We start from the raw sequence: 19,566 nt of genomic DNA on the forward strand, positions 1-19,566 counted from the left end.
CCCGCCGGGCTCAGTGGCAGGAGTAGGACGGGCTGGTGTCCTTCGTCGAGCCGTCCGTGGCGAGGAGCTTCCAGGAGAACCCGGTGTCGGTGAAGTCCAGCTTGACCACGCCGAACGTGTCGGTGATCCGCTTCTGGCTGTTGGGCTGGACGTCCTCGATCTTGTACGGGTTGGCGCCGCCCATGCCGCCGAGCAGTTCGACGAGGCCGTTGGCGTCGGCCTTGCCGTCCGCGTTCTGCGGGGCGAAGCGCTCGTAGTGGTGGTCGTGGCCGTTGAGGACCAGCTCGGCCTTGTTGTCGTACAGCAGTTTCCAGACGGGGCGGCTCACCGGGTCGTTGCCGTGCTCGCCCGAGGAGAAGAGGGGGTGGTGCCAGTACGCGGCCACGCACTTCTTGGAGTTGGCGGCGAGGTCGTCCTTGAGCCAGTCGATCTGCGTGTCGTCGTCGAAGCTGTTGGAGTCGAGCGCGATGAAGTGCCAGTTGCCCTGGTCGTAGCTGTAGTAGCTCTCGCCGTCGGGGTAGGCGACGGACCCGAAGTAGGACTTGTAGCCCTTGAGCGCGCCCGCCGGGTCGTACGTCTCGTGGTTGCCCGCGACGGGGTGCGTCTTGCTCTTGAAGGCGCCCCACGTCTTGTCGTAGTACTTCTGGAAGTCCTTCAGGCGGGCGTCGTCGTACTGGTTGTCGCCCATGGTCATCACGAAGGACGGATTGATCTGCTTGACCAGGGCCGCGGTCTTGGGGTGCTTGCAGCTGCTGCTGCTCGCGGTGCACTGCTCGGCGATGTCGCCCGCGGCGACGGCCGTGAAACCGGCCCGGGGCGCGGCGGCGGGGGAGGCGTCGGCCTCGTCGGCCGGTGACCAGAGCAGGGCGCCCCCGACGAGGGCGAGCGCGGCGCCCGCTGCGACGGGGACGCCGATACGGGCCTTGCCGGCCTTGCCGGACTTGCCGGACTTGGCGGACTTGGCGGGCTTGCTGACCTTGCCGGGCTTGGTGGGCTTGGTGGCTTTCGTGGTGCGGGAGTTCATGGCGCGTGGGGTGGGCGACATGTCCGTCTCCTCGGTTGGCGTGGGGGTGCCGGGCCGTCTCGGGGGGAATCCTGGCGATGCGGCATGTGCGCGTCAATAACTTGGGGTGAATTATTGTTAGGAAACTTTCCTTCCAGTGTTCACGCAGAGGGTGCGGGGGCGCGGTTGCCGTGGGCGCACCTGGGTTGTCAGTGGTCTCGCCTAGGGTGGCGGGCGCGGGGGACAAGTGACGTGAGCTGGGGCTGAGTGAGGCGGCGGTGGCGGTGACGACGGCGGAGACGGGCGCGCGGGCGGCGGGCGGGACGGAGGCCGACGACGCCTTGCTCGTACGCTCCTGCGCTGCCGTCTTCCTCCCCGCCGACCCACCCCGGCAGGGCCGGATCGCCTTCTGGCGGCCGGACGGCGGCGACCTCCCGGAGTCCGTCGGGCCCGTCGGACCCGCCGGGCCCGACGGGGCGCGCGGCGACCTGGTCGTCGCCCGCAAGCACGGCAACGGCGCCCGCGGCCGCACGGTCCCCGCACTCTTCCTGCCGGTCGCCGATGCCGTGCGGCTGCTGCTGCGCACCGACCGCCCGCACCGCCCGCACCCCGCAGCGGCCTGCTGGGCCGCGGCCGCACGGCACGCGCTGCACCTCGCGGCGCGGGGCAGCCTGCTGCCCGGCCTGACCGCGGGAGACCTGGACGCGTGGCGGGCGGGACCGCTGGACGAGGCCGACGTGGCCCACCTGCGGGCCATCGCCGCCGCGCTGCCCGCGGAGGCACACGCCGTACCGCTGCCCGGCCCCGGGCCGCTGCGGCTGCCGCAGCCGTTCGCCCTGGTCAGAGCCTTCGTCGACGCGGTGGTCGACGCCTTGCCGCGTACTCCTGCCGCCGTGCACGCGGTCGGCGCCCCCTTCGCCGCGCGCGAGCCGCAGCGGCTGCCGGGGGCGCGGGAGTGGGCGGCCGAGGTCGCGGCCGGGATGGACGCCGGGGTGCGCGTGTCCCTGCGCCTCGACCTGCGGGCGCACGAGGTGTTCGACGGGGGCGAGAGTTCCGGGGCCGGGGCGGGCGACTCCGTGGAGGGCTCGGCCGGGAGCGGGGAAGGCCCCGGCGAGGCCGTCCCCCGTGCCGCCGTCGCGAGCCCCGCCGCCGCCGTCGTCCAGGTGCACAGCCTCGCCGACCCCGCACTCGTGACGGACGTAGCGGGCCTCTGGGCGGGCACCGACCACTTCGGGCCGCGCGCCCGCGTCGACACGCTGCTCGCGCTGCGCCGCGCCGCCCGCGTCTGGCCCCCGCTCGGCAGGCTTCTGCAGCGGCCGCGCCCCGACGTGCTGCCGCTGAGCGAGGAGGAGTTGTACGACCTGCTCGGCGCCGCGGCCGGACGACTCGCCGCGGCCGGGGTGGCCGTCCACTGGCCGAGGGAGCTCACCCGGGGCCTCACCGCCACCGCCGTCGTCCGCCCGGCCCCCGGCACCGCGGCCGACAACTTCGACTTCTTCAAGACCGAGCAACTCCTGGAATTCCGCTGGCAGGTGGCGTTCGGCGACCAGGAAGCCCCGCTGTCCGACGCGGAGCTCGACGTCCTTGCGGAGGCGCACCGGCCGGTCGTCCGCCTCCGGGACCAGTGGGTCCTTGTCGACCCCGAGCTCGTCCGCAAGGCGCGCAAGCGGGACCTCGGCCTGCTCGACCCGGTGGACGCCCTGTCGGTCGCGCTCACCGGCGCGGCGGAGGTGGACGGCGAGCGGGTGCCCGCCGTTCCCGTCGGCGCCCTCGCCCGGCTGCGCGAGCGCGTGACGGGCGACCTCGACACGGTCGCCCAGCCGCCCGGCCTGCACGCCACCCTGCGCGACTACCAACTCAAGGGCCTGGCCTGGCTGGACCGCATGACCTCGCTCGGACTCGGCGGCTGCCTCGCCGACGACATGGGCCTCGGCAAGACGATCACGCTGATCGCCCTGCACCTCCACCGGGCGCACCCCGCGCCGACGCTCGTGGTCTGCCCCGCGTCGCTCCTCGGCAACTGGCAGCGGGAGATCGAGCGGTTCGCGCCCGGCGTGCCGGTGCGCCGCTTCCACGGGGCGGGCCGCACCCTCGCGGGCCTGGACGCCGACGGCGGCTTCGTCCTCACCACCTACGGCACGATGCGGACGGCCGCGCCCGAACTGGCCGCCCAGCAGTGGGGGTTGGTCGTCGCGGACGAGGCGCAGCACGTCAAGAACCCGCACGCGGCGACGGCGAAGGCCCTGCGCACGATCCCGTCCCCGGCACGCGTCGCGCTCACCGGCACCCCCGTGGAGAACAACCTCTCCGAGCTGTGGGCCCTGCTCGACTGGACGACCCCGGGCCTGCTCGGCCCCCTGAAGGCGTTCCGGGCCCGCCACGCACGCCTGGTGGAGGGCGGCGACCCCTCAGGGACCGGCGAGAACGACGACGCGCTCGACCGCCTGGCCAGACTGGTCCGACCCTTCCTGCTGCGCCGCAAGAAGTCGGACCCCGGGATCGCCCCCGAACTCCCGCCGAAGACGGAGACGGACCACCCCGTCACCCTCACCCGCGAACAGACCTCCCTCTACGAAGCGGTGGTCCGCGAGACGCTGGCCCGCATCGAGGCGTCGGACGGCATGGCCCGCCGCGGCCTGGTCATGAAGCTGCTGATGGCGCTGAAGCAGATCTGCAACCACCCTGCGCAGTACCTGAAGGACGGCGCGCTGACCACGCGGACGGGCCTCCCCCGCTCGGGCAAGCTGGAGCTGCTCGACGAGCTCCTCGACGCGATCCTCGCGGAGTCGGAGAGCGCGGGCGCGGGCGCGGTACTGGTCTTCACGCAGTACGTGGAGATGGCCCGTCTCCTGGAGGCGCACCTGGCGTCCAGGGGCATCCGCACCCAGCTCCTGCACGGCGGCACGCCCGTCCCGCGGCGCGAGGAGATGGTGGACCGCTTCCAGTCGGGCGAGATCCCGGTCTTCCTCCTCTCCCTGAAGGCGGCGGGCACGGGCCTCAACCTGACCCGCGCGGGCCACGTGATCCACTACGACCGCTGGTGGAACCCGGCGGTCGAGGAGCAGGCCACCGACCGCGCGTACCGCATCGGCCAGACGCAGCCGGTGCAGGTCCACCGACTGGTCACCGAGGGCACCGTCGAGGACCGCATCGCCGAACTCCTCGTCGCCAAGCAGGCGTTGGCGGACGCGGTGCTCGGGGAGGGCGGCGAGTCGGCGTTCACGGAACTGTCGGACGCGGAGCTGGCCGACCTGGTGGCGCTGAGGAGGACGGCATGACGGCGCGGGGCGTGGCGGGGCGGGGCGATGGCCAAGGGGGAGCCCCTCGGAGGGGCGGTCCGGGCAGTCCGGGCGGTCCGGGCGGTCCGGGTGGCGGGTCCCGGCATGGCGGCGGTTCGGGCGGCGGGTCCCGTCAAAGCGGCGGGGCCCGACGCGGTGGCGGTCTGGGCTGGGCCAGCGGCATGAGCGAGACGAGCCGCATGGGCAGCGGCCGCGTCTTCCCCGCGCTGCCGGCCCGCCCCGATCCCCACACCCCCTTCGCCACCTCCTGGTGGGGCAACGCCTGGACCGACGCGCTGGAGGAGAGTGCCCTGGACCAGGCCCGCCTGGCCCGCGGCCGTACGTACGCGCGCGAGGGCGCGGTCGACACGATCACCGTCGCGCCCGGCCGCATCGTCGCGTACGTGCACGGCAGCCGTCCCCGCCCCTACCGCGCGGAGATCCGCCTGCGGACGATGCTCCCCGAACACTGGGACCGCTTCCTGGACACGGTGGCCACCGACCCCGCGCACATCGCGGCGCTGCTCGACAAGGAGATGCCGCACGCCCTGGCCGACGCGGCGGCCCGCGCCGACGTCCCGCTCCTGCCCGGCGCCCGCGAAATGGCGCCTTCCTGCACCTGCCCGGACCGCGGCCACCCCTGCAAGCACGCGGCCGCGCTGGCCTACCAGACGGCCCGTCTCCTGGACGCCGACCCCTTCGTGCTCCTGTTGCTGCGGGGCGGTGAGGAACAGGACCTGCTGGACGAGCTGGCCCACAGGAACGCGCGGAAGTCGGCGGTGGAGGCGGCGGAGGCCGCGGCGGCGGAACTCCGGGCGGCCCGGCGAAAGCCACGGCCCGCAGCCATCCCGCCGCACGGCTCCGACTCCATGCTGCCGGACGACTCCGACTCCATGCTGCCGGACGGCCCCGTGCTGCCGGACGGCCACACGTCACCGGACAGCAACACGTCACCGGACAGCAACACGTCACCGGACAGCAACACGCCTCCGGACGCCCCCGCGCCCCAGGACCACACCGCGCCCCACCCACACGATGGCCCCGTCCTCCCCGGCGTCGTGGCCCGCGAGGCGCTGGCCACGGAATACCGCTCCCCGCTGCCCGCCCCGCTCCCTCCGCCACCCCACCCGGGCGAGCCGCCGGCCCTCCCGTCCGTCCCCGGCGCCCCGGACCCGACCGCACTGGAGTTCCTGGTCACGGACGCGGCAGCGCGCGCCCATGCCTACCTCATGACCGGCACGGACCCCTTCACCGCCACGTCTCCCTGGCACGACGCGGTCCGCCTCGCGGCCTCGCACCCCGGCCTCACGGGCCGCCGCACGTTCAGCCGCCAATTCGCCGAACTGGCCAGGTCGGTGGGGAGCACCGCCGCGGACCTCTCCCGGGCGGCCGCGGCCTGGCGCCAGGGCGGCGAGGCGGGCCTGACGGTCCTGGAATCCCCCTGGGACCCCCCGGCGGGCCCCTTCGACCGGGCCCGGGGAGCCCTGGTCGCGGCGGACCTCCCCCGCATGACGATCGACCGCAACCACCTCACGGACGCGGAGGGAACACTCCAGCTCCGCTACGGCAGGGACGGCCGCTGGTACCCGTACGTGAGCGAACCGGGCGGAGGCGACTGGTGGCCCGAGGGTGAGGCGGACGGGGACCCGGTGGGGGCGTTGACGGGCATGACGGAGGCGTAGCGGGCGCGTGTCACGGTCGGCCGCGGTGGGTCACGGCCGCAGGTGGCCCAGGATTTCGTCGCCCGCCGGGTAGGGCCGTTCCGCGGGCAGCAGTGGGGCTGCCGCCGCCAGGTCGTCCGTATCCCGTACGAGGGTGTGGATCTGCCGCGCGAGGTCGGTGACGTCGGTGATCGAGACCGTCCACTCGTCCGCGTAGCGCCGGGACGCCTCGCCGGACAGGCCCAGTTGGAGGGAGCGGTACGGGAGGGGGCTCAGGCGGAGGTCGCGCTCGGGGTCCCATTGGACGCGGGCGGACGAGCGGCGCAGGTTCCGTTTCCAGGTGGCCTGGTCGGGGTGGAGGCCGCGGGTGTAGTGCGACAGGCAGGCGTCGCGCAGGGAGCTGTCGAAGCCTTCGCGGGAGATCTCGACGGCCAGGACCGTCTGCTGGTCCTCCTTCGTGGCCCAGCCGCAGCGGTACATCATCCAGAGGAACGAGGGCTTGATCCAGGTCAAGCCTTGCTCGTAAACCTTTTTAAGGTTCTCGTCCCGAACCGTCTGCCCGTGCCCAACTCCTGCCGCAGCTCGTCAACGCTGCGTGCGCCTGCTGTGAAGAGCTGATGTTCCTCATCGGACCGCGTCGACGGATTCGGATAGCTCGGGTTGATCGACGACTGATGCAAGATCTTGGTACTGCCGATCACCACGACAATCGAGCGCTTTTGGGGTGTGGAGACTAGGGTGCCCTCATGGCCAACTTCGAAGGGCTTCCTCTTTTTGGAGACGTGACGACTCCCGGGGCCCTATATCCGCTCAGGACAGCACCGGAGTTCAGTGGCGCAGTTCGGCTCTCGACAGGCGAAGAGGTCGAAGTTCGTGAGGGGGTGAAAGCTGTTGCTGTTCGCGGAATAGCCGCTTCGAACTATGAATCAGTAACAGGCATTGCGCCGGAATTGGCGAACCAAGGGCTGGATATCTTCACCCTTAAAGGGCGCACCCCGCTGGCACTGCAAGATGTGGAGAATGGTCACGTCGCCTGGTGGAGTGAAGGGCAGGAAGCGGTGATTCGGTTCTGGTGCTCGTCTACCATCACCGCAGCCATTAGAGTTACCGCAGAAGTGCGTGGGCCCGACGGACGGTTGAAACCTCCCGACCCAGAAAACACACCGCAGTGGCAAGAGAGTATGCGCTACTACCGAATGTCAGAACTGACAGACGACCTCTTTGACGCATGCCGAAACGTATACCTTGCCCTTGAATCTCTGCTGAGCTGGCTTCACCCCAAACTACTGAAGAGCAATGGAAGACCTGAGAGTGACGAAGATTGGTTCAAGCGAGCACTGAAGGCCGAAGGAAGGTCAGTGGACCTGCAGAGCTTCTCGATTCCTTCGAGCGGAAATCCCGTGCACGATATCTACGACGAGCTGCACAACCGTATTCGTAATCGGATTTTTCATGCCAAGGGTAGTCTCTCTTACGTCAAGGCCAAAGGTGCACAAGCGCTACTTCCACAGAGGCTTGCTGATCGGTCGGAGGTCGCGAACGCGAAAGAGAGGTATGGTCGCCTTTATCTAGTGCTGGCGGAGGAGGCCTTCGACGCGAAATTCCCTTCAGGGGGTTCAGGTCTATCGAAGGAGGGGGCACGTCGTATGCTCGGGGCTATCACGCAGGGATGGAACGTCGCCTTTACTGGCGATCCAACGCCTGCTGATTCCTCAGATTCGGAGATATCTCCCAATGGGGAAGCATTTATCAATATTCCCGGACGGGGGTTCACAGATTCCCGTGGTGACGAATACGTTGCAGTGATCGCTGATGCGCGCCTCCCAGGCGTTGTGGGCGATGTTTCGTCCGTTGGCCGGATGGCCACAGTGAGTCAAGACGGCGCTCTTGGAGCCATCTATAGCCTTGAAGGCCGATTGGACCTTGAGGGATTTGATCGTTGTGAGTTCGTGTTCTCGTTTCATGTGGCTGGTCAACGAGCCCGCAAGACACGCTATGCAACTTAGATGTGAGTGAGAGTGCATTACTCCCTAAGGGTGTGCGCTTTACATCGTAACGAACTGGGGTTCGCAATACACTCCTTGAAAGTGGGCGTCACCTTGGTCCATGTTAAGTCGTTTTCATAGGCTGTTTGCGGTAGCCCTGCTGCATGCCGAGACCCCACCAACATGAATGACTGGTGGGGTCTTCCGGTTCACGGCTGCTGTTGCTCGCCGTTTTTCAGTGGTCGGGGTTTTGGTCGGCGCGGGTCACGTCCGCGTAGTCGACGAACGTTCTGCGGTAGCGGGCATGCCCGGTGATCTTCATGTGATCCCGCATCCACACTTCGACGGGGTGCGGCGTGATCCATTCGTCGGACCGCTCACCGCACTCCTTCCCGTCCCCTGACACGCACACGGCCTCGTAAGTGGGCTCGGCGGTCGTGTCCTGGGTGATCGTGAATGGCACGAAGCGGAAGACGGTTCGGGTCACTGCCGACCACCTCGCCCCGGGCAGTTGCGAGTGTGGTGGTAGAAGGTGTTCCCGCCACCTGATGCCCGGTCAGGGGTGTAGTCCTCCGCTGGTTCGCCGGGCTTGATCGACTGATTGCAGCGGGTGCAGACCGCGCCTGCTGGGATGGGCGGACGCTCCTGCGTCCGGGGAGTTGGTGCCTTGCTCATCTCGTTGCCGTCCCCTCGCATGTCTCCGTACGCAGGATCGTCGCGTTGGTCACTGGGACGTAGGAACCTCGAACGTTTCCCACTTTGGGACGTCCCGCGGGGTGTAGAACGTCCCTACCAACGTCCAATGGTGCGGGGTGACACTGACCATGCCGAACGAACGTCTGCGGGCTGTGATGGCGGCGGGTGGCTGGACGCATGCCAGCCTCGCCGAAGCGTCGGAGGTTGATCCAAAGTCGGTGGAACGCTGGGTCAATCTGGGTCGCACTCCGAGGCGGGCAACGGCGCTCAAAGCCGCTGAGACCTTGGGAGAAGACGTGCACGCACTCTGGCCAGCCCTGCGACAGGCACGAGCCGCGCGGGCAGTGAGTCCCGAACTGGTGGCGCTGTACGACCAGCGGGCCGACCTGCCCGTGTCGGTGTTCGTCGACCTGCTCGCCGAAGCGCGTGAACGGATCGACGTGCTCGTCTACGCGGCGGTGTTCCTGCATGAGGCGTACCCCCGGCTCAATGACCTCCTGAAGGAACGGGCTGAGGCGGGCTGTGCGGTCCGCATTGCCTTGGGTGACGCGGAATCTCCGAATGTTCAGCAGCGGGGCACCGAAGAGAAGTTCGGGCACGGCATCGAGTCTCGGTGCCGACTGGCACTCATGCACTATCGCCCCTTGGCCGGGGTACCGAACATCGAACTGCGCACCCACGGGGCCACGCTTTACAACTCGATATACCGAGCTGACGATCAAGCGTTGGTCAATGCCCATGTGTGGGGTGTAAATGCGTACGGCGCCCCGGTGTGGCAACTCCGGCGCTCTGGTCGAGGTGGCATGTTCGATACCTACGCCGAGAGCTTCGACGCTGTCTGGCAGACGGCCAGCCCCGTGGAAGGTGTGAGCTAGTGGCGCGGACCGAGTACTACGACGACCCGGCGGCTCCTGAGCCCAACAGTCTCGTCGTCGCGGCCTCGGCCGTCGTCACGGACGGCAAGGGCCGCATTCTCCTCCAGCGGCGGTCTGATAGCGGCCTGTGGGCGTTGCCGGGCGGCGGTATGGAGATGAGCGACAGCCTGCCCGGCACGGCCGTGCGGGAGGTCAAGGAAGAGACTGGGTTGGACGTAGAGATCACCGGGCTCGTCGGTACGTACACAGATCCCCGGCATGTAATCGCCTACACAGATGGTGAGGTCCGGCGGCAGTTCAACGTCTGCTTTCGCGCCCGCGTGATCGGCGGTGAGCTGACGATGTCGGACGAGTCGACCGCACTCCGCTTCGTCGACCCCGGAGAGCTGGCGGGGCTCGATATGCATCACACGCAGCGGTTGCGGCTGGCACACTTCCTCGATGACAGGTCGACGCCGTACCTGGGCTGAGCTGGGGTAATGGCGCGCTGTGGGCACGCCGCCGGCCGTAGAGGCTTTGGGCGGGAGCTGCCATGGGGCGAGTGAACAGGGGGCCTTACGCTCGCCAGCGGATCGGGCAGTCTCTTGGAGCCTGCCCGCATTAGCCCGATCGGCCCCCTGTTCTTCGAGGCTCGCCCCATGGCGGCTGCCTAAAGCATCGGAGGCCGTCGGCCCCAGCCAGGGCCTGGGTGAACCCTGGTTGCTGCTCCGGTGGGCCCTGGGGCGTCTGGTGCGGGGTTTCGTGCGAGGAGGTGGCTCACGGTCTGAAGCCGTCCGCTCCCTGTTGTCGCTCCTGGCTGTCGTGATGGGGGCAGCGGCAGGGATGCGGTTGCTGTTCACATCGTGGGGTTGCTTGTGGTCGCCGGGTGGTGGCCGTGCGGACGGGACCGGCCGAAGGCCGCACGCCCGGCCGGTGCGGCCGAAGCCGCCCGGCGCGCCGCAGGCGCGCCCTGGAGTAAGTGAAGACAGTCTCCGCCACCCCTGCCCCGCAGGACCCGATCACGGCGTCCGGGGAGCACACAGCAGGGGAGCGGCACGAGCTGATGAGGCGTGGAGCCCTCCGACCCCGGAACGGCCAATCCCGTCGCCGGACTGCCTGGCCTGAGCCCCGTCCGGGGGCTATATCCGGGGGTCATTGGCAGTGCCAAGTCGTAGAATTTAAAGGCAAGTTGAACGCGCCTGGACTGGGCGTATGCAATCTAAGCGCCCCGTTAGCGCAGAGGAGAGAACCGCTCATGGATACACGCAACCTACATCCCGACTTCCGGCTTTGGAGGCCGCGTTATGTCTGCCGAATTCGATGCCAGCACCACACGCAATGCCAACCTGTCCGCATCGCTGTCCGGCCCGCAGGAACGCTATGCGGCGTTGGAACACGAACAACGAATGCAAGCCGTCTCAGAGGTGGACCGTGACGTTATAAGGCTCGTCAGTGACCCACTGTTCTCCCGCTGGTTGGAGCAGATCACAGCCATCGGTGGCTGCGCTCATCCGGTGCACCTGTCCGGCTCCACCACCACATGGGATGCCACGACAGGTGAGGCGGTCTCCGCCTACTCGACGGCCGATGAGCCCGGTGAACGGCTGGCCGTGTGGTGCCGCAACCGGCGTTCCTCGGTCTGTGAGCCGTGCTCGTATCAGCACTCGGGGGACACCTTCCAGCTGGTGCGCTCCGGCCTGCTCGGCGGCAAGAGCGTCCCCGAGCAAGTCAGAGAACGGCCACGACTGTTCGTCACCCTGACCGCGCCCTCCTTCGGCCTGGTTCATCGGGCTGTGGAGGGGGAACGATGCCGCCCTCGTCGCGATGACCCTCGCTGCGAGCATGGGCGTCGGCTCGGCTGCGCCCGTCTGCATGGTGAGGATGATCCGCTGGTGGGTCGGCCGCTGTGCGCGGACTGCTACGACTACGTGGGTCATGTCCTGTGGCACGCGCACGCGGGGCGGCTCTGGGACCGGTTCACCACTGGCGTGCGCCGCTACCTGGCGACCGCTGGCGGGGTGCCGCGCTCGCGGCTCGGTGAGCACCTGGTGGTGTCCTTCGCGAAGGTCGCCGAGTACCAGAAGCGGGCGGCGGTGCACTTCCATGCCGTGGTCCGCCTCGACGGTCCGAGCGGCCCCAGCGGTCCGCCCCCGGACTGGGCCACCGGCGAACTGCTGACTGACGCGGTCCGGGCGGCTGCCGCGTCGGCCAGTGTGCGGGTGCCTGAATCTGGGGCGTACGGAACTGAACTCCTGCTGCTGGGTGTCCAGTTAGATGTACGGCCGATCCAGGCGTTCGGTGATGACGGCGGTCTTAGCGATGACGCGGTCGCCGCCTACGTGGCCAAATACGTATCCAAGGGCGCCGCCGACACGGGGGCCGGACTCGATCACGCCGTGCGGAGCCTGACGGACATCCGGGCTGCTGTCGTCGCGCCTCACATCCGGGCCCTGATGGGCACCTGCTGGCGCCTGGGCGGCCTGGTGGAACTGGCGCCCCTGCGGCTGCGCGCGTGGGCTCACACGCTCGGCTACCGGGGTCACATCCTCACCAAGTCCCGCCGCTACTCGACCACGTACGGGGCCCTGCGCGAGGAACGGGCCGACTTCGCGCGTGGCGGGACCGTTCTGGACGACGACCCGAACCTGATCAAGGAATCCGCCTGGCGCTACTTCGGCTCCGGCTATACCCCTGGTGCCGCTCTCTTCGCCGCAGGCATCGCCGAAGACATCGCACTCAACCGCGAGCTTGCCCGCGATGCGCTGGCCTGTGGGGAGGTGTCGTACTGATGACGAAGCACAACCGCGAGGCGGAGATGGCCCGTCATCTGGAACGCGTCTGTGGGAAGTTCTCGACCAAGATCAGCCCGTCAGCGGCGAGACGCCTGGCCAGGCTTCTAGACCGCCAGTCAGGAGGAAAGATCGAGTGAGACGGGCAGCGTGACACAACAGGAGGGGCCCTCATGAAGGGCCCCTCCTCGTCTGTGCGGGTCAGGTCCAGATGGGATTCTGCTCAATGTCGATCCTGCCGTAGTCGAAGCGGCGGCCTCGCTTCGTGGCCTCTTTGATCTTGACGGCGGCGAACAGGAAGCGCATGACGGCATTCATGCGCTGGTAGTTCTCGGCTTTCTCCAGAGCCTTCCAGCTCTCGCGGGCATTCGCGCCGACGAGTCCATCAAGAACCTCCGTTGTCGGGCGGACGATCATCTTGCGCTGCACCTCGGCAATGCGCGCCTCAACTGTCTTGCGCATTTCGCGGTACTCCCGCGTCTTCAACTCCTGGCTTCCCCACATGTCCTTGAGGTCGTCGAGTTCCTGACGATCGGCCTCGATGGCTGCCTGATCTTCCTCTGACAGCGCGGAAGGCGTCGGCGCTTCGGTGAGATCAAGGCGCTCAAGGAGGTTGATAGCGGCCTCCGTCACGAAGTCCTCCAAGATGGGGGCAGAGACTGCCCTGTTGCAGCGCGGTACGTCGAGACGGTGAGTGTGGTGGCAGACGTACTTGGCTCCGCTTCCTCCCGAACCGCCCGTCACCTTGCCGCATCCCGTGCAGGTGACCAGGCCGCGCAGCAGGTAGAACCTACTCGGATGGTTGCCGGTCGCTAACGCTGCGGCCCGGTAGGTGCGGCGCTCGCGTCAATGATCGCGGGCCACTCGCCATCCCCGATCTCCTCACCCCGGAACACACGGATTCCGGCGACGTGGCGGCAGTCGAGGATGTCTCGAACGCGTGGGGCGCTCCAGGTCCGCCCCAGGGCTGTCTTCTCGCCACGACCGTACAAATCCTTGGCCAGCTGGACCGGACTCACGCCGTCGAGGTAGCGCGTGAAGATCTCTCGAACGATGGCCGCCTCTTCGGGGATGATCACTGTGCCGGTCTTGTCGTACCCATACCGGCGCTTGCCGGTGTGCGGCATTCCGTCCTGCACTCGGTCGATCATTGAATCGACCAGTCGGCGCGACGTGTCGTCACTGGAGCGGCAGGCGAGCGCTACCTCGATGCGCAGGAAGAACCGGTCATCAGGGTCCGCGAGATCACGCCGGTTCGCCTGTCCGTGCAAGGTGATGTCGTGATCGTCAGCGATCTGCAGCAGCTCTTCGAGGTCGCGCGGCTGACGCATCAACCGGTCCGGGTGGTACGTGAGGACGTGGCGGACACGGCCCTGGCTGGCCTCGGCGAGAAGCGCGTCCCACCCCGGACGCTTCCGCTTCCGCTGCCATGCCGACCGATTGTTGTCCACAAAGACTTGATCTTCCACGACCGTGAGCCCGAGGCGTTCCGCGACTTCTCGGCAGATGCCCTCTTGGCGCTCTACGCCTGTCTGATCGTCATCGTTGGCGTGCGAGATCCGGCAGTAAATTGCTGCGGGCTCGCCTGACCAGTCAGAACGGTGCTTCTTGGTCCGCTCCGTCCCGGCTGCCTGCCTGGCCCGTAAGGCTCGACGTAATCGGGCGTCTGTCTGCTGGTCCTTGTCGTCTGTGGTCATGGAAAAAGGCTATGAGCGCGGCATGGTCCACGTCATACGGTCCCGCTTCCAGGCGTCGGGGAAGCGGCCCGAGCGCGCCGCGGGGACGCCGATCTCCGGGGCGTACGCCTGGTAGACGGTGATCGTCGTGTCGGTGTGCAGGGCGCGGATCTGATGGCGGGGGACGGGGAGGGCGGGGCCGTCGGCGGAGGCCTGGGCGTGCGGGACGTGCGGGGCGTGCGGGACGTGCGGGGTGTTCATGGGGGGTCAGCTTTGCAGCCTCCGTGGGCCGACTGCCAGTGGATTGTCGGTGGGCCGCGCTACGGTGAAGGCCTTGGACGCGGGGCAGAGGCGCAGAAGATCGCGCAGAGGATGTGGGGGAGAGGGAGGCCTGTGGACGCGGAGTTGACGGCACTCGCGGCGGCCGGGGCGACGGCGCTCGTGCAGCAGATGGTGACCGACGGGTGGACGCAGGCGCGGGACCGGGTCGCCGGGTTCTTCTCGCGCGGCAGGGGCGGTGAGGAGGACGTCCTCGCCGGAGAGCTGGAGGAGGCGCGTGCCGAGCTCGTCGCCGCGCGTGGCGCCGGGGACGAGGGCACCGCGGACGACGTGCGGGCGGAGTGGCGCTCACGGCTGCGTCGCAGGCTCGCGGCGGACCCGGAGGCAGCCGCCGAACTGCGGGCGCTGCTGGACGAGTTGGCCCCGGCGTCGGCTCCGGAGGCACAGCCGGGCAGCGTCACGTACAACAACACCATCAGTGGCGGCACGTATCACGCGACGGTGATCCAGGCCGGGACCGTGCACAACGCCACCGACCGGTAGCGCCGGACGGCGGTAGCGACGGATGACGGTACCGACGGATGACGACCGCACCTCCGGCCGCCACCCGCCAGAACCTGACCGCGATTCAGAAATCGACCCGCGTCCGCTCGTCGAGCCGCGCCACCGAGTCCTGCGCGAACGCCTTCTCGTAGTCGCTGCGGATCTCCTCGATCTGGACGTCCCGCGTGCGCGTCTCAGCCGTCGGATACAGCAGGATCAGTTCGTACGAACGCTCACGCTCGATCTTGCCGTTGGAGTCGCGCCACTGCCCCCGCCCGTCCTGGACGGTCAGCCCGTCGGAGAAGCTCGGCGTGACCTCTTCGTCGATGAAGCGCATGAACTGCTTGTCGGTCACGGCGGGCCCGCCGTCGGGCCGTTCGGTGCCGAAGAAGAGCCGGGTCTCGTGGAAGGGCCTGCCGCGTTCGACCGTCGAGGCGGCGGGCGCCGCGGAGGACGCCGACCGGGGCTCGTCGTTCAACGAGGCGTACGCGACAGGAGTACCCGCGGCAAGAACCGCGGTGACGGCACCGGCCACGGCGAGCCGGGTACCGGAGATGCGAGGCCTGGAGATACGGGGACGGGAGGTACGGGGCCGGGAGATGCGGGGGAGCGAGCGGGGCACGGGCGGATCCCTTCTGTAGGGGGTTACTTCCTCTGCCGGTTCGGCATGTCCGTAGATCCCCGATGGCAGCGCAACGAGACTGACACGCACACCGCCCCCACGAGGGGCACCCTCACCGCAACGACCGGATGTCGTTCCCTAGATCGGGCACCACGATGTCGTGCCCCCGGTTGAAGCTCTTGACCGTCGCGTCTCCGGAGCGGCCGCGCACCCTGCTGAGGTAGCAGATCTCCATCTGCAGGCACTGCTCGCAGAACGCGTGCGTCAGGAAAGGGGACAAGGTCACGGGCCCGTTCGGGCCCAGCACGTAGAAGGTGTCGTTCGCGACCGGGATGGGCCACGCGTATGTCTGGCGTTCGAAGATCGGGTGGTCGCCGACCACGGCGTGCGCCGCGACACGGAAGTCTCGTTCCCTGTGCCGGTATTCGCAGGAGACGGTGCAGAGCCAGGGCAGGCCGTCCAGGAACAGTGCCGAGTCCACGGCGTGTTCGAAGAGGGGCCGGAACTCGGCGAGGCGCAGGGCGGCCTCCGGCTGGCTCACCGGGCGGTCGCCGTGCGCGGTGCGGTTCCGCTCCGCCCGCAGGGCGTCCAGGTCGTCGGCGATGTCCCGGGCACCGGAAGGGTCGGCGGGGGAGCGCAGGGCGGTCGAGAAGCCGGGGAGCAGAAGATGGTTCTGCGCCGCAGTCTCCCGGAGTGCGAAGAGCCCTCTGGTCCAGGTGCCGAACATGGCCCCGGAACTCAGGCACGACCGCTGGATCCCTGCGAGCAGCGGGGTGCCCGGGCGGTCCGGATGGCCCGGGCGGCTGTCGTCGGAGGCAGCGTCGGCCTCGCGCGAGTCGCCCTGGAGGAGCGCCGCCGCCGTGACACAGACGGCGACGCCCAGGTGCTCGGCCGCCTCCAGCATCGCTTCGTACTCGTCCCTGGCCGTGCCCGCCTGCTGAAAGGTCCGCAGGGCGCGGGCGACGGGATGCGGCAGACCGTCCCGTGCCCGCGCCAGAGCGCCGGAGGGCGCACGCGGGACGGCCGCGACGTGCGGGACGGCGGAAGAGGGCGAGCCGTACGGCGCAGGAGGGCTGTACGGTGCGGGCTGGTCGCCCGGCGAATCACGTACCGCAGTCGAGTCGCGGACCGCAGTCGCATCACCAGCCGCACGCGAATCAGGAGCCGGACGCGAACCCCGTACCTCGGCCGCGTCACGTCCGTCCGCCGGGACGGTCCCGGACGCGCGGCGCTCGATCGACTGCCACCTGCGTCGCCTTCTCCGCAGGCGGACCCAGACAGGCAGCACGCCGAGTGCGAGCGTGAAGAAGATCGAGGCGAGAAGGGTGTCCAACCACGGCGGTAGCCCGCGGTGCTCCTTGTCGGTGGCGATGGCCGCCGCCGACATGAAGCACCAGAACAGGGTTGCCCAGATTGCCCAGTCGCGGTGTACCGGGGCGTCGTACAGCCTGAGCACCGCGTTGTACCGCTTCGCCGGGGGCAACGGTGGTGGCGAAGGCAGGGCTTCAGCGCCGCTGTTCATGTACACATGGTGGCGCTGTCCATGACCGCCAACCAGACTTTTGCCCGGATCAGCCCAGCCGGAACGCCGCCAGATCCCGCCAGGTCCCTCCCGCACCGTCCGTCACGATCAGATGGACGGTGTCCACGTGGCTGGTGAGCGGTAGGTGGGGGGCGAGTTCCGACTCCAGGGCGTCGTAGGCCTGTCGGTAGGTCTCGGGGCCCTCGTGGTTCGCGAGGGTGAGATGGGGGGCCAGGGGCGGGTCGAAGATGCCTCGGTAAGGGACGGCTTCGGGCCAGTGGCGCGTGAGGGACTCGGTGAGGGCGCGTACGGGGGCGTCGGGGGCCGGTGGGAGGTAGAGGACGCCCGGGTAGCGGCGGAATTCCCCGAACGTCAGCGTGAACGGGGGCCGGGCGGCGAAGAAGTTCCTCAGGTCGGCGTGGGTGGACGAGGTGAGGCGGGACTCGTTGAGGAACGGGTAGAGCACCGTCACGTGGGCCGGGAAACCCGCCCTCACCAGGGGGTTCGCCTCGGGGATGCGGATGGTGAGGGCCGTGTCGCCCGGGAGGTCCGGCCAGCCGCCGCCCGCCGCGTCGGAGCTCGCCGCGATCGCTGTGGCCTGCTCCGCGCGTGCTGCCACTTCTTGTGTTCCGGTGCTCATGGCGTCACGCGTCGGGCGCGGTCTGCTCCTTGCGGCCCTTGGGGTCCGTGCGGTCCGTGGGGTCCTTGCGGCGCAGGCGTGCCGAGAGGTGATGCCGCAAGGGTTCGCCCACCGCCGCCATGTCGTGCGTGAACGTGAGCGTGTCGTCGTCGGTCAGGGTGTAGCGGCGACGGGTGGCGGTGACCTCCTTCGCGGTGGGGGTGAGCGCCACCTCGTGGGTGGCGAGATCGACCGTGCCGTCGGCCGCGTGCCCGACCGAGATCTCCGCGATGCCGGTGGGCTGGGTGACCAGCGCTTCCACCCGGCCGTCCGGCTGTAGCCGCCACCAGCCGCTCTCCTGGGCCGCGGAGCGGAGGGGCGCGCCGTCGGCGTCGAGCAGCCAGGCACGGGCCTCGTAGCGGAGGAAGGGGCGGCCGTCGTGGCTGAAGGTGACTTCCTGCGCGTATGTGAAGTCGGCGGGGAGCGTCGGGTATTCGCCCTGGCCCCGGCCGTGCCAGGTGCCCAGGAGGCCGAGCACCGGCGAGAGCAGTGCGTGCGGCGCGGGAGCCGCGTCCGGGTGGCGGCTGTCGGGGTACGGGTACGGGGCCGGGGCCGGGTACTGGTGCTCCGGTGCGAGGTCGGACACGGTGCGGGCTCCTGGGGTCGGGATCGGGGTCGGGGTCGGGGTCGGTGCCGGGGTGAGTCGGGGTGGTGCGATGCGGTGCCGGGAGGCAGCTTAGGGTGCCCACCCGCAGGCCCGTACGGCACCGGCCCGTACCGCACCGCCCCTCTGCCACCGGTCGTCTGCCACAGGCCCTCCGTCACAGGCCCTCCGTCACCGGCCCTCCGCCACCCCTCCCCTTCGTAAGACGCCGTCTTCCCCAGCGTCACTCGATTCCCTTACGTTTCCCGGGACTTGTTCGGAGCATGACGAGAGGGTGGTGGGCGGGATGGGGCGCAAGGGTGTGAGGAGTCTGCTGGTGGGGGCGCTCGTCTGCTGGGGCGCACTCGGCGGGGCCGGAGCCGGAGGGGCGGCGGGGGCTTCGGTGGACCCGCGCGGCGCGGCCGACCCCGCGCCCGGATCCGCCTACTCCGCCACGACCGGCGTCGGCGTCCACAACGCCTACGAGAAGGCGAAGTACCCGTACTTCGCCGACGCCCTCGACTCCGGTGCCGGGATGCTCGAACTGGACGTGTGGACCAATGTGTTCGGCAGCGGATGGCGGGTGTCCCACAGCAACCCCGTCGGGAACGACAACAACTGCGAGAACGCCCAGAGCCCGGCCGAGCTGCGCACCAAGTCCCGGAACCAGAGCCTCACCGGGTGTCTGAAGGACATGCGCAGCTGGCACGACGCCCACCCCGGGCACCGGCCCGTCCTCGTGAAGGTCGAGTTGAAGGACGGGTTCCAGGGCAGGCGCGGGCGCGGGCCCGCCGACCTCGACGCGCTCCTCACCGGCGTGCTCGGCGACGCCGTCTACCGCCCCGGTCAGCTCGCCGCGGGACACGCCGGGCTCGACGACGCCGTACGGGAGAAGGGCTGGCCCGCACGCGCCGAGCTCGCCGGGAAGTTCGTGGTCGAGCTGATCCCCGGCACCGTCGAGCAGGGCAACCCCGCCGACACCCTCTGGACGGACCGCGAATACGCCACCCACCTGCGCGATCTCGCCGCCGCAGGGCGCCTCGGCGAGGCCGCCGCCTTCCCCGCCGTGCTCGGGGCGGCGGCGGGCGACCCGCGCGAGCGGTACGCGGACGCGTCGATCCGGCCGTGGTTCGTGCTGTTCGACGGGGACGCCTCCGCGTACGCGGGCGGCGGCATCGATACCCGGTGGTACGCCGACCGGCGCTACCTCGTCGTCATGACCGACGCCCACAACGTCGCCCCCGCCATCGACGGAACGCGGCCGACCGAGACCCAGGCCCGCGAGCGGGTCGCGCTGCTCGCGGGGAAGCACGCCAGCATCGTGTCCGCCGACTGGTACCCGCTGCCCGGCGTCCTCTCGACCGTGCTCCCGCGCGGCTGAGGCCCGAACGGGGCG

The 19,566-nt window shown here is 69.4% G+C and carries 16 protein-coding genes and 2 pseudogenes; 8 read left to right on the top strand and 10 right to left on the bottom strand.

All coding sequences use genetic code 11. The features are described from left to right. Positions 1–10: 10 nt before the first annotated feature. A complete protein-coding gene (locus tag ABZ953_RS23380; protein ID WP_361726951.1) occupies positions 11–1,045 on the bottom strand; it encodes a metallophosphoesterase in 1,035 nt (344 codons plus the stop codon). A gap of 299 nt (positions 1,046–1,344) precedes the next feature. Here ABZ953_RS23380 and ABZ953_RS23385 point away from each other — a divergent pair, with 299 nt between their 5' ends. Continuing rightward, the gene (locus ABZ953_RS23385) at positions 1,345–4,281 is read left to right on the top strand and encodes a DEAD/DEAH box helicase (RefSeq protein ID WP_361727357.1); all 2,937 of its coding nucleotides are present in this window, start codon (positions 1,345–1,347) and stop codon (positions 4,279–4,281) included. Positions 4,282–4,463: 182 nt separating this feature from the next. Next, the gene (locus ABZ953_RS23390) at positions 4,464–5,963 is read left to right on the top strand and encodes an SWIM zinc finger family protein (RefSeq protein WP_361726953.1); all 1,500 of its coding nucleotides are present in this window, start codon (positions 4,464–4,466) and stop codon (positions 5,961–5,963) included. A 30-nt stretch (positions 5,964–5,993) separates the two neighbouring features. Here the strand turns inward: ABZ953_RS23390 and ABZ953_RS23395 are convergent. Beyond that, positions 5,994–6,482: pseudogene (locus ABZ953_RS23395) on the bottom strand (DUF4291 domain-containing protein); the annotation flags it as partial. 206 nt (positions 6,483–6,688) lie between these two features. Here ABZ953_RS23395 and ABZ953_RS23400 point away from each other — a divergent pair. Then, on the top strand, positions 6,689–7,948 hold the full coding sequence (locus tag ABZ953_RS23400; protein WP_361726955.1) for a hypothetical protein: 1,260 nt from the start codon (positions 6,689–6,691) through the stop codon (positions 7,946–7,948). Between the two features lie 214 nt (positions 7,949–8,162). On the opposite strand, the gene ABZ953_RS23405 is transcribed toward ABZ953_RS23400, so the two are convergent. Next, positions 8,163–8,414 (bottom strand): hypothetical protein, encoded by a 252-nt coding sequence (locus ABZ953_RS23405; RefSeq protein ID WP_361726957.1) that lies wholly within the window; start codon positions 8,412–8,414, stop codon positions 8,163–8,165. A 337-nt stretch (positions 8,415–8,751) separates the two neighbouring features. On the opposite strand from ABZ953_RS23405, the gene ABZ953_RS23410 reads away from it, so the two are divergent. From ABZ953_RS23410 to ABZ953_RS23420, 3 genes are all read left to right on the top strand, one after another. Continuing rightward, entirely contained in the window at positions 8,752–9,498 is a 747-nt protein-coding gene (locus ABZ953_RS23410) for an XRE family transcriptional regulator (protein WP_361726959.1), read from the top strand. Further along, positions 9,498–9,968, top strand: a complete 471-nt coding sequence (locus ABZ953_RS23415; RefSeq protein ID WP_361726961.1) for an NUDIX domain-containing protein — start codon at positions 9,498–9,500, stop codon at positions 9,966–9,968. The genes ABZ953_RS23410 and ABZ953_RS23415 overlap by 1 nt, the downstream gene beginning before the upstream one ends. 915 nt (positions 9,969–10,883) lie before the next feature. Beyond that, complete coding sequence (locus ABZ953_RS23420; protein ID WP_361727359.1) at positions 10,884–12,266, top strand: replication initiator; 1,383 nt, start codon at positions 10,884–10,886, stop codon at positions 12,264–12,266. A gap of 201 nt (positions 12,267–12,467) precedes the next feature. On the opposite strand, the gene ABZ953_RS23425 is transcribed toward ABZ953_RS23420, so the two are convergent. From ABZ953_RS23425 to ABZ953_RS23435, 3 genes and pseudogenes are all read right to left on the bottom strand, one after another. After that, on the bottom strand, positions 12,468–12,899 hold the full coding sequence (locus ABZ953_RS23425) for a hypothetical protein (protein WP_361726962.1): 432 nt from the start codon (positions 12,897–12,899) through the stop codon (positions 12,468–12,470). 179 nt (positions 12,900–13,078) lie between these two features. Further along, entirely contained in the window at positions 13,079–13,963 is an 885-nt protein-coding gene (locus ABZ953_RS23430) for a recombinase family protein (RefSeq protein ID WP_361726964.1), read from the bottom strand. A 27-nt stretch (positions 13,964–13,990) separates the two neighbouring features. Then, positions 13,991–14,203, bottom strand: a pseudogene (locus ABZ953_RS23435) (DUF4291 family protein); the annotation flags it as partial. Positions 14,204–14,335: 132 nt separating this feature from the next. On the opposite strand from ABZ953_RS23435, the gene ABZ953_RS23440 reads away from it, so the two are divergent. Beyond that, positions 14,336–14,764, top strand: coding sequence for a hypothetical protein (locus ABZ953_RS23440; RefSeq protein WP_361726966.1), 429 nt, complete (start codon positions 14,336–14,338; stop codon positions 14,762–14,764). An 85-nt stretch (positions 14,765–14,849) separates the two neighbouring features. On the opposite strand, the gene ABZ953_RS23445 is transcribed toward ABZ953_RS23440, so the two are convergent. The 4 genes from ABZ953_RS23445 to ABZ953_RS23460 form a co-directional block, all read right to left on the bottom strand. Continuing rightward, positions 14,850–15,335 (bottom strand): DUF3574 domain-containing protein, encoded by a 486-nt coding sequence (locus tag ABZ953_RS23445; RefSeq protein ID WP_361727361.1) that lies wholly within the window; start codon positions 15,333–15,335, stop codon positions 14,850–14,852. 163 nt (positions 15,336–15,498) lie between these two features. Next, complete coding sequence (locus tag ABZ953_RS23450) at positions 15,499–16,908, bottom strand: hypothetical protein (protein ID WP_361726968.1); 1,410 nt, start codon at positions 16,906–16,908, stop codon at positions 15,499–15,501. 49 nt (positions 16,909–16,957) lie between these two features. After that, on the bottom strand, positions 16,958–17,527 hold the full coding sequence (locus ABZ953_RS23455) for a 2'-5' RNA ligase family protein (RefSeq protein WP_361726970.1): 570 nt from the start codon (positions 17,525–17,527) through the stop codon (positions 16,958–16,960). Between the two features lie 25 nt (positions 17,528–17,552). Continuing rightward, positions 17,553–18,173, bottom strand: coding sequence for an FABP family protein (locus tag ABZ953_RS23460; protein ID WP_361726971.1), 621 nt, complete (start codon positions 18,171–18,173; stop codon positions 17,553–17,555). A 319-nt stretch (positions 18,174–18,492) separates the two neighbouring features. Between ABZ953_RS23460 and ABZ953_RS23465 the strand changes: the two genes are divergently transcribed. Next, positions 18,493–19,551, top strand: a complete 1,059-nt coding sequence (locus tag ABZ953_RS23465; protein ID WP_361726973.1) for a phosphatidylinositol-specific phospholipase C domain-containing protein — start codon at positions 18,493–18,495, stop codon at positions 19,549–19,551. Positions 19,552–19,566 lie beyond the last annotated feature (15 nt).

It is taken from the genome of Streptomyces sp. NPDC046465 (genome assembly GCF_040646035.1).
In the GTDB taxonomy this organism is placed as follows: Bacteria; Actinomycetota; Actinomycetes; order Streptomycetales; family Streptomycetaceae; genus Streptomyces.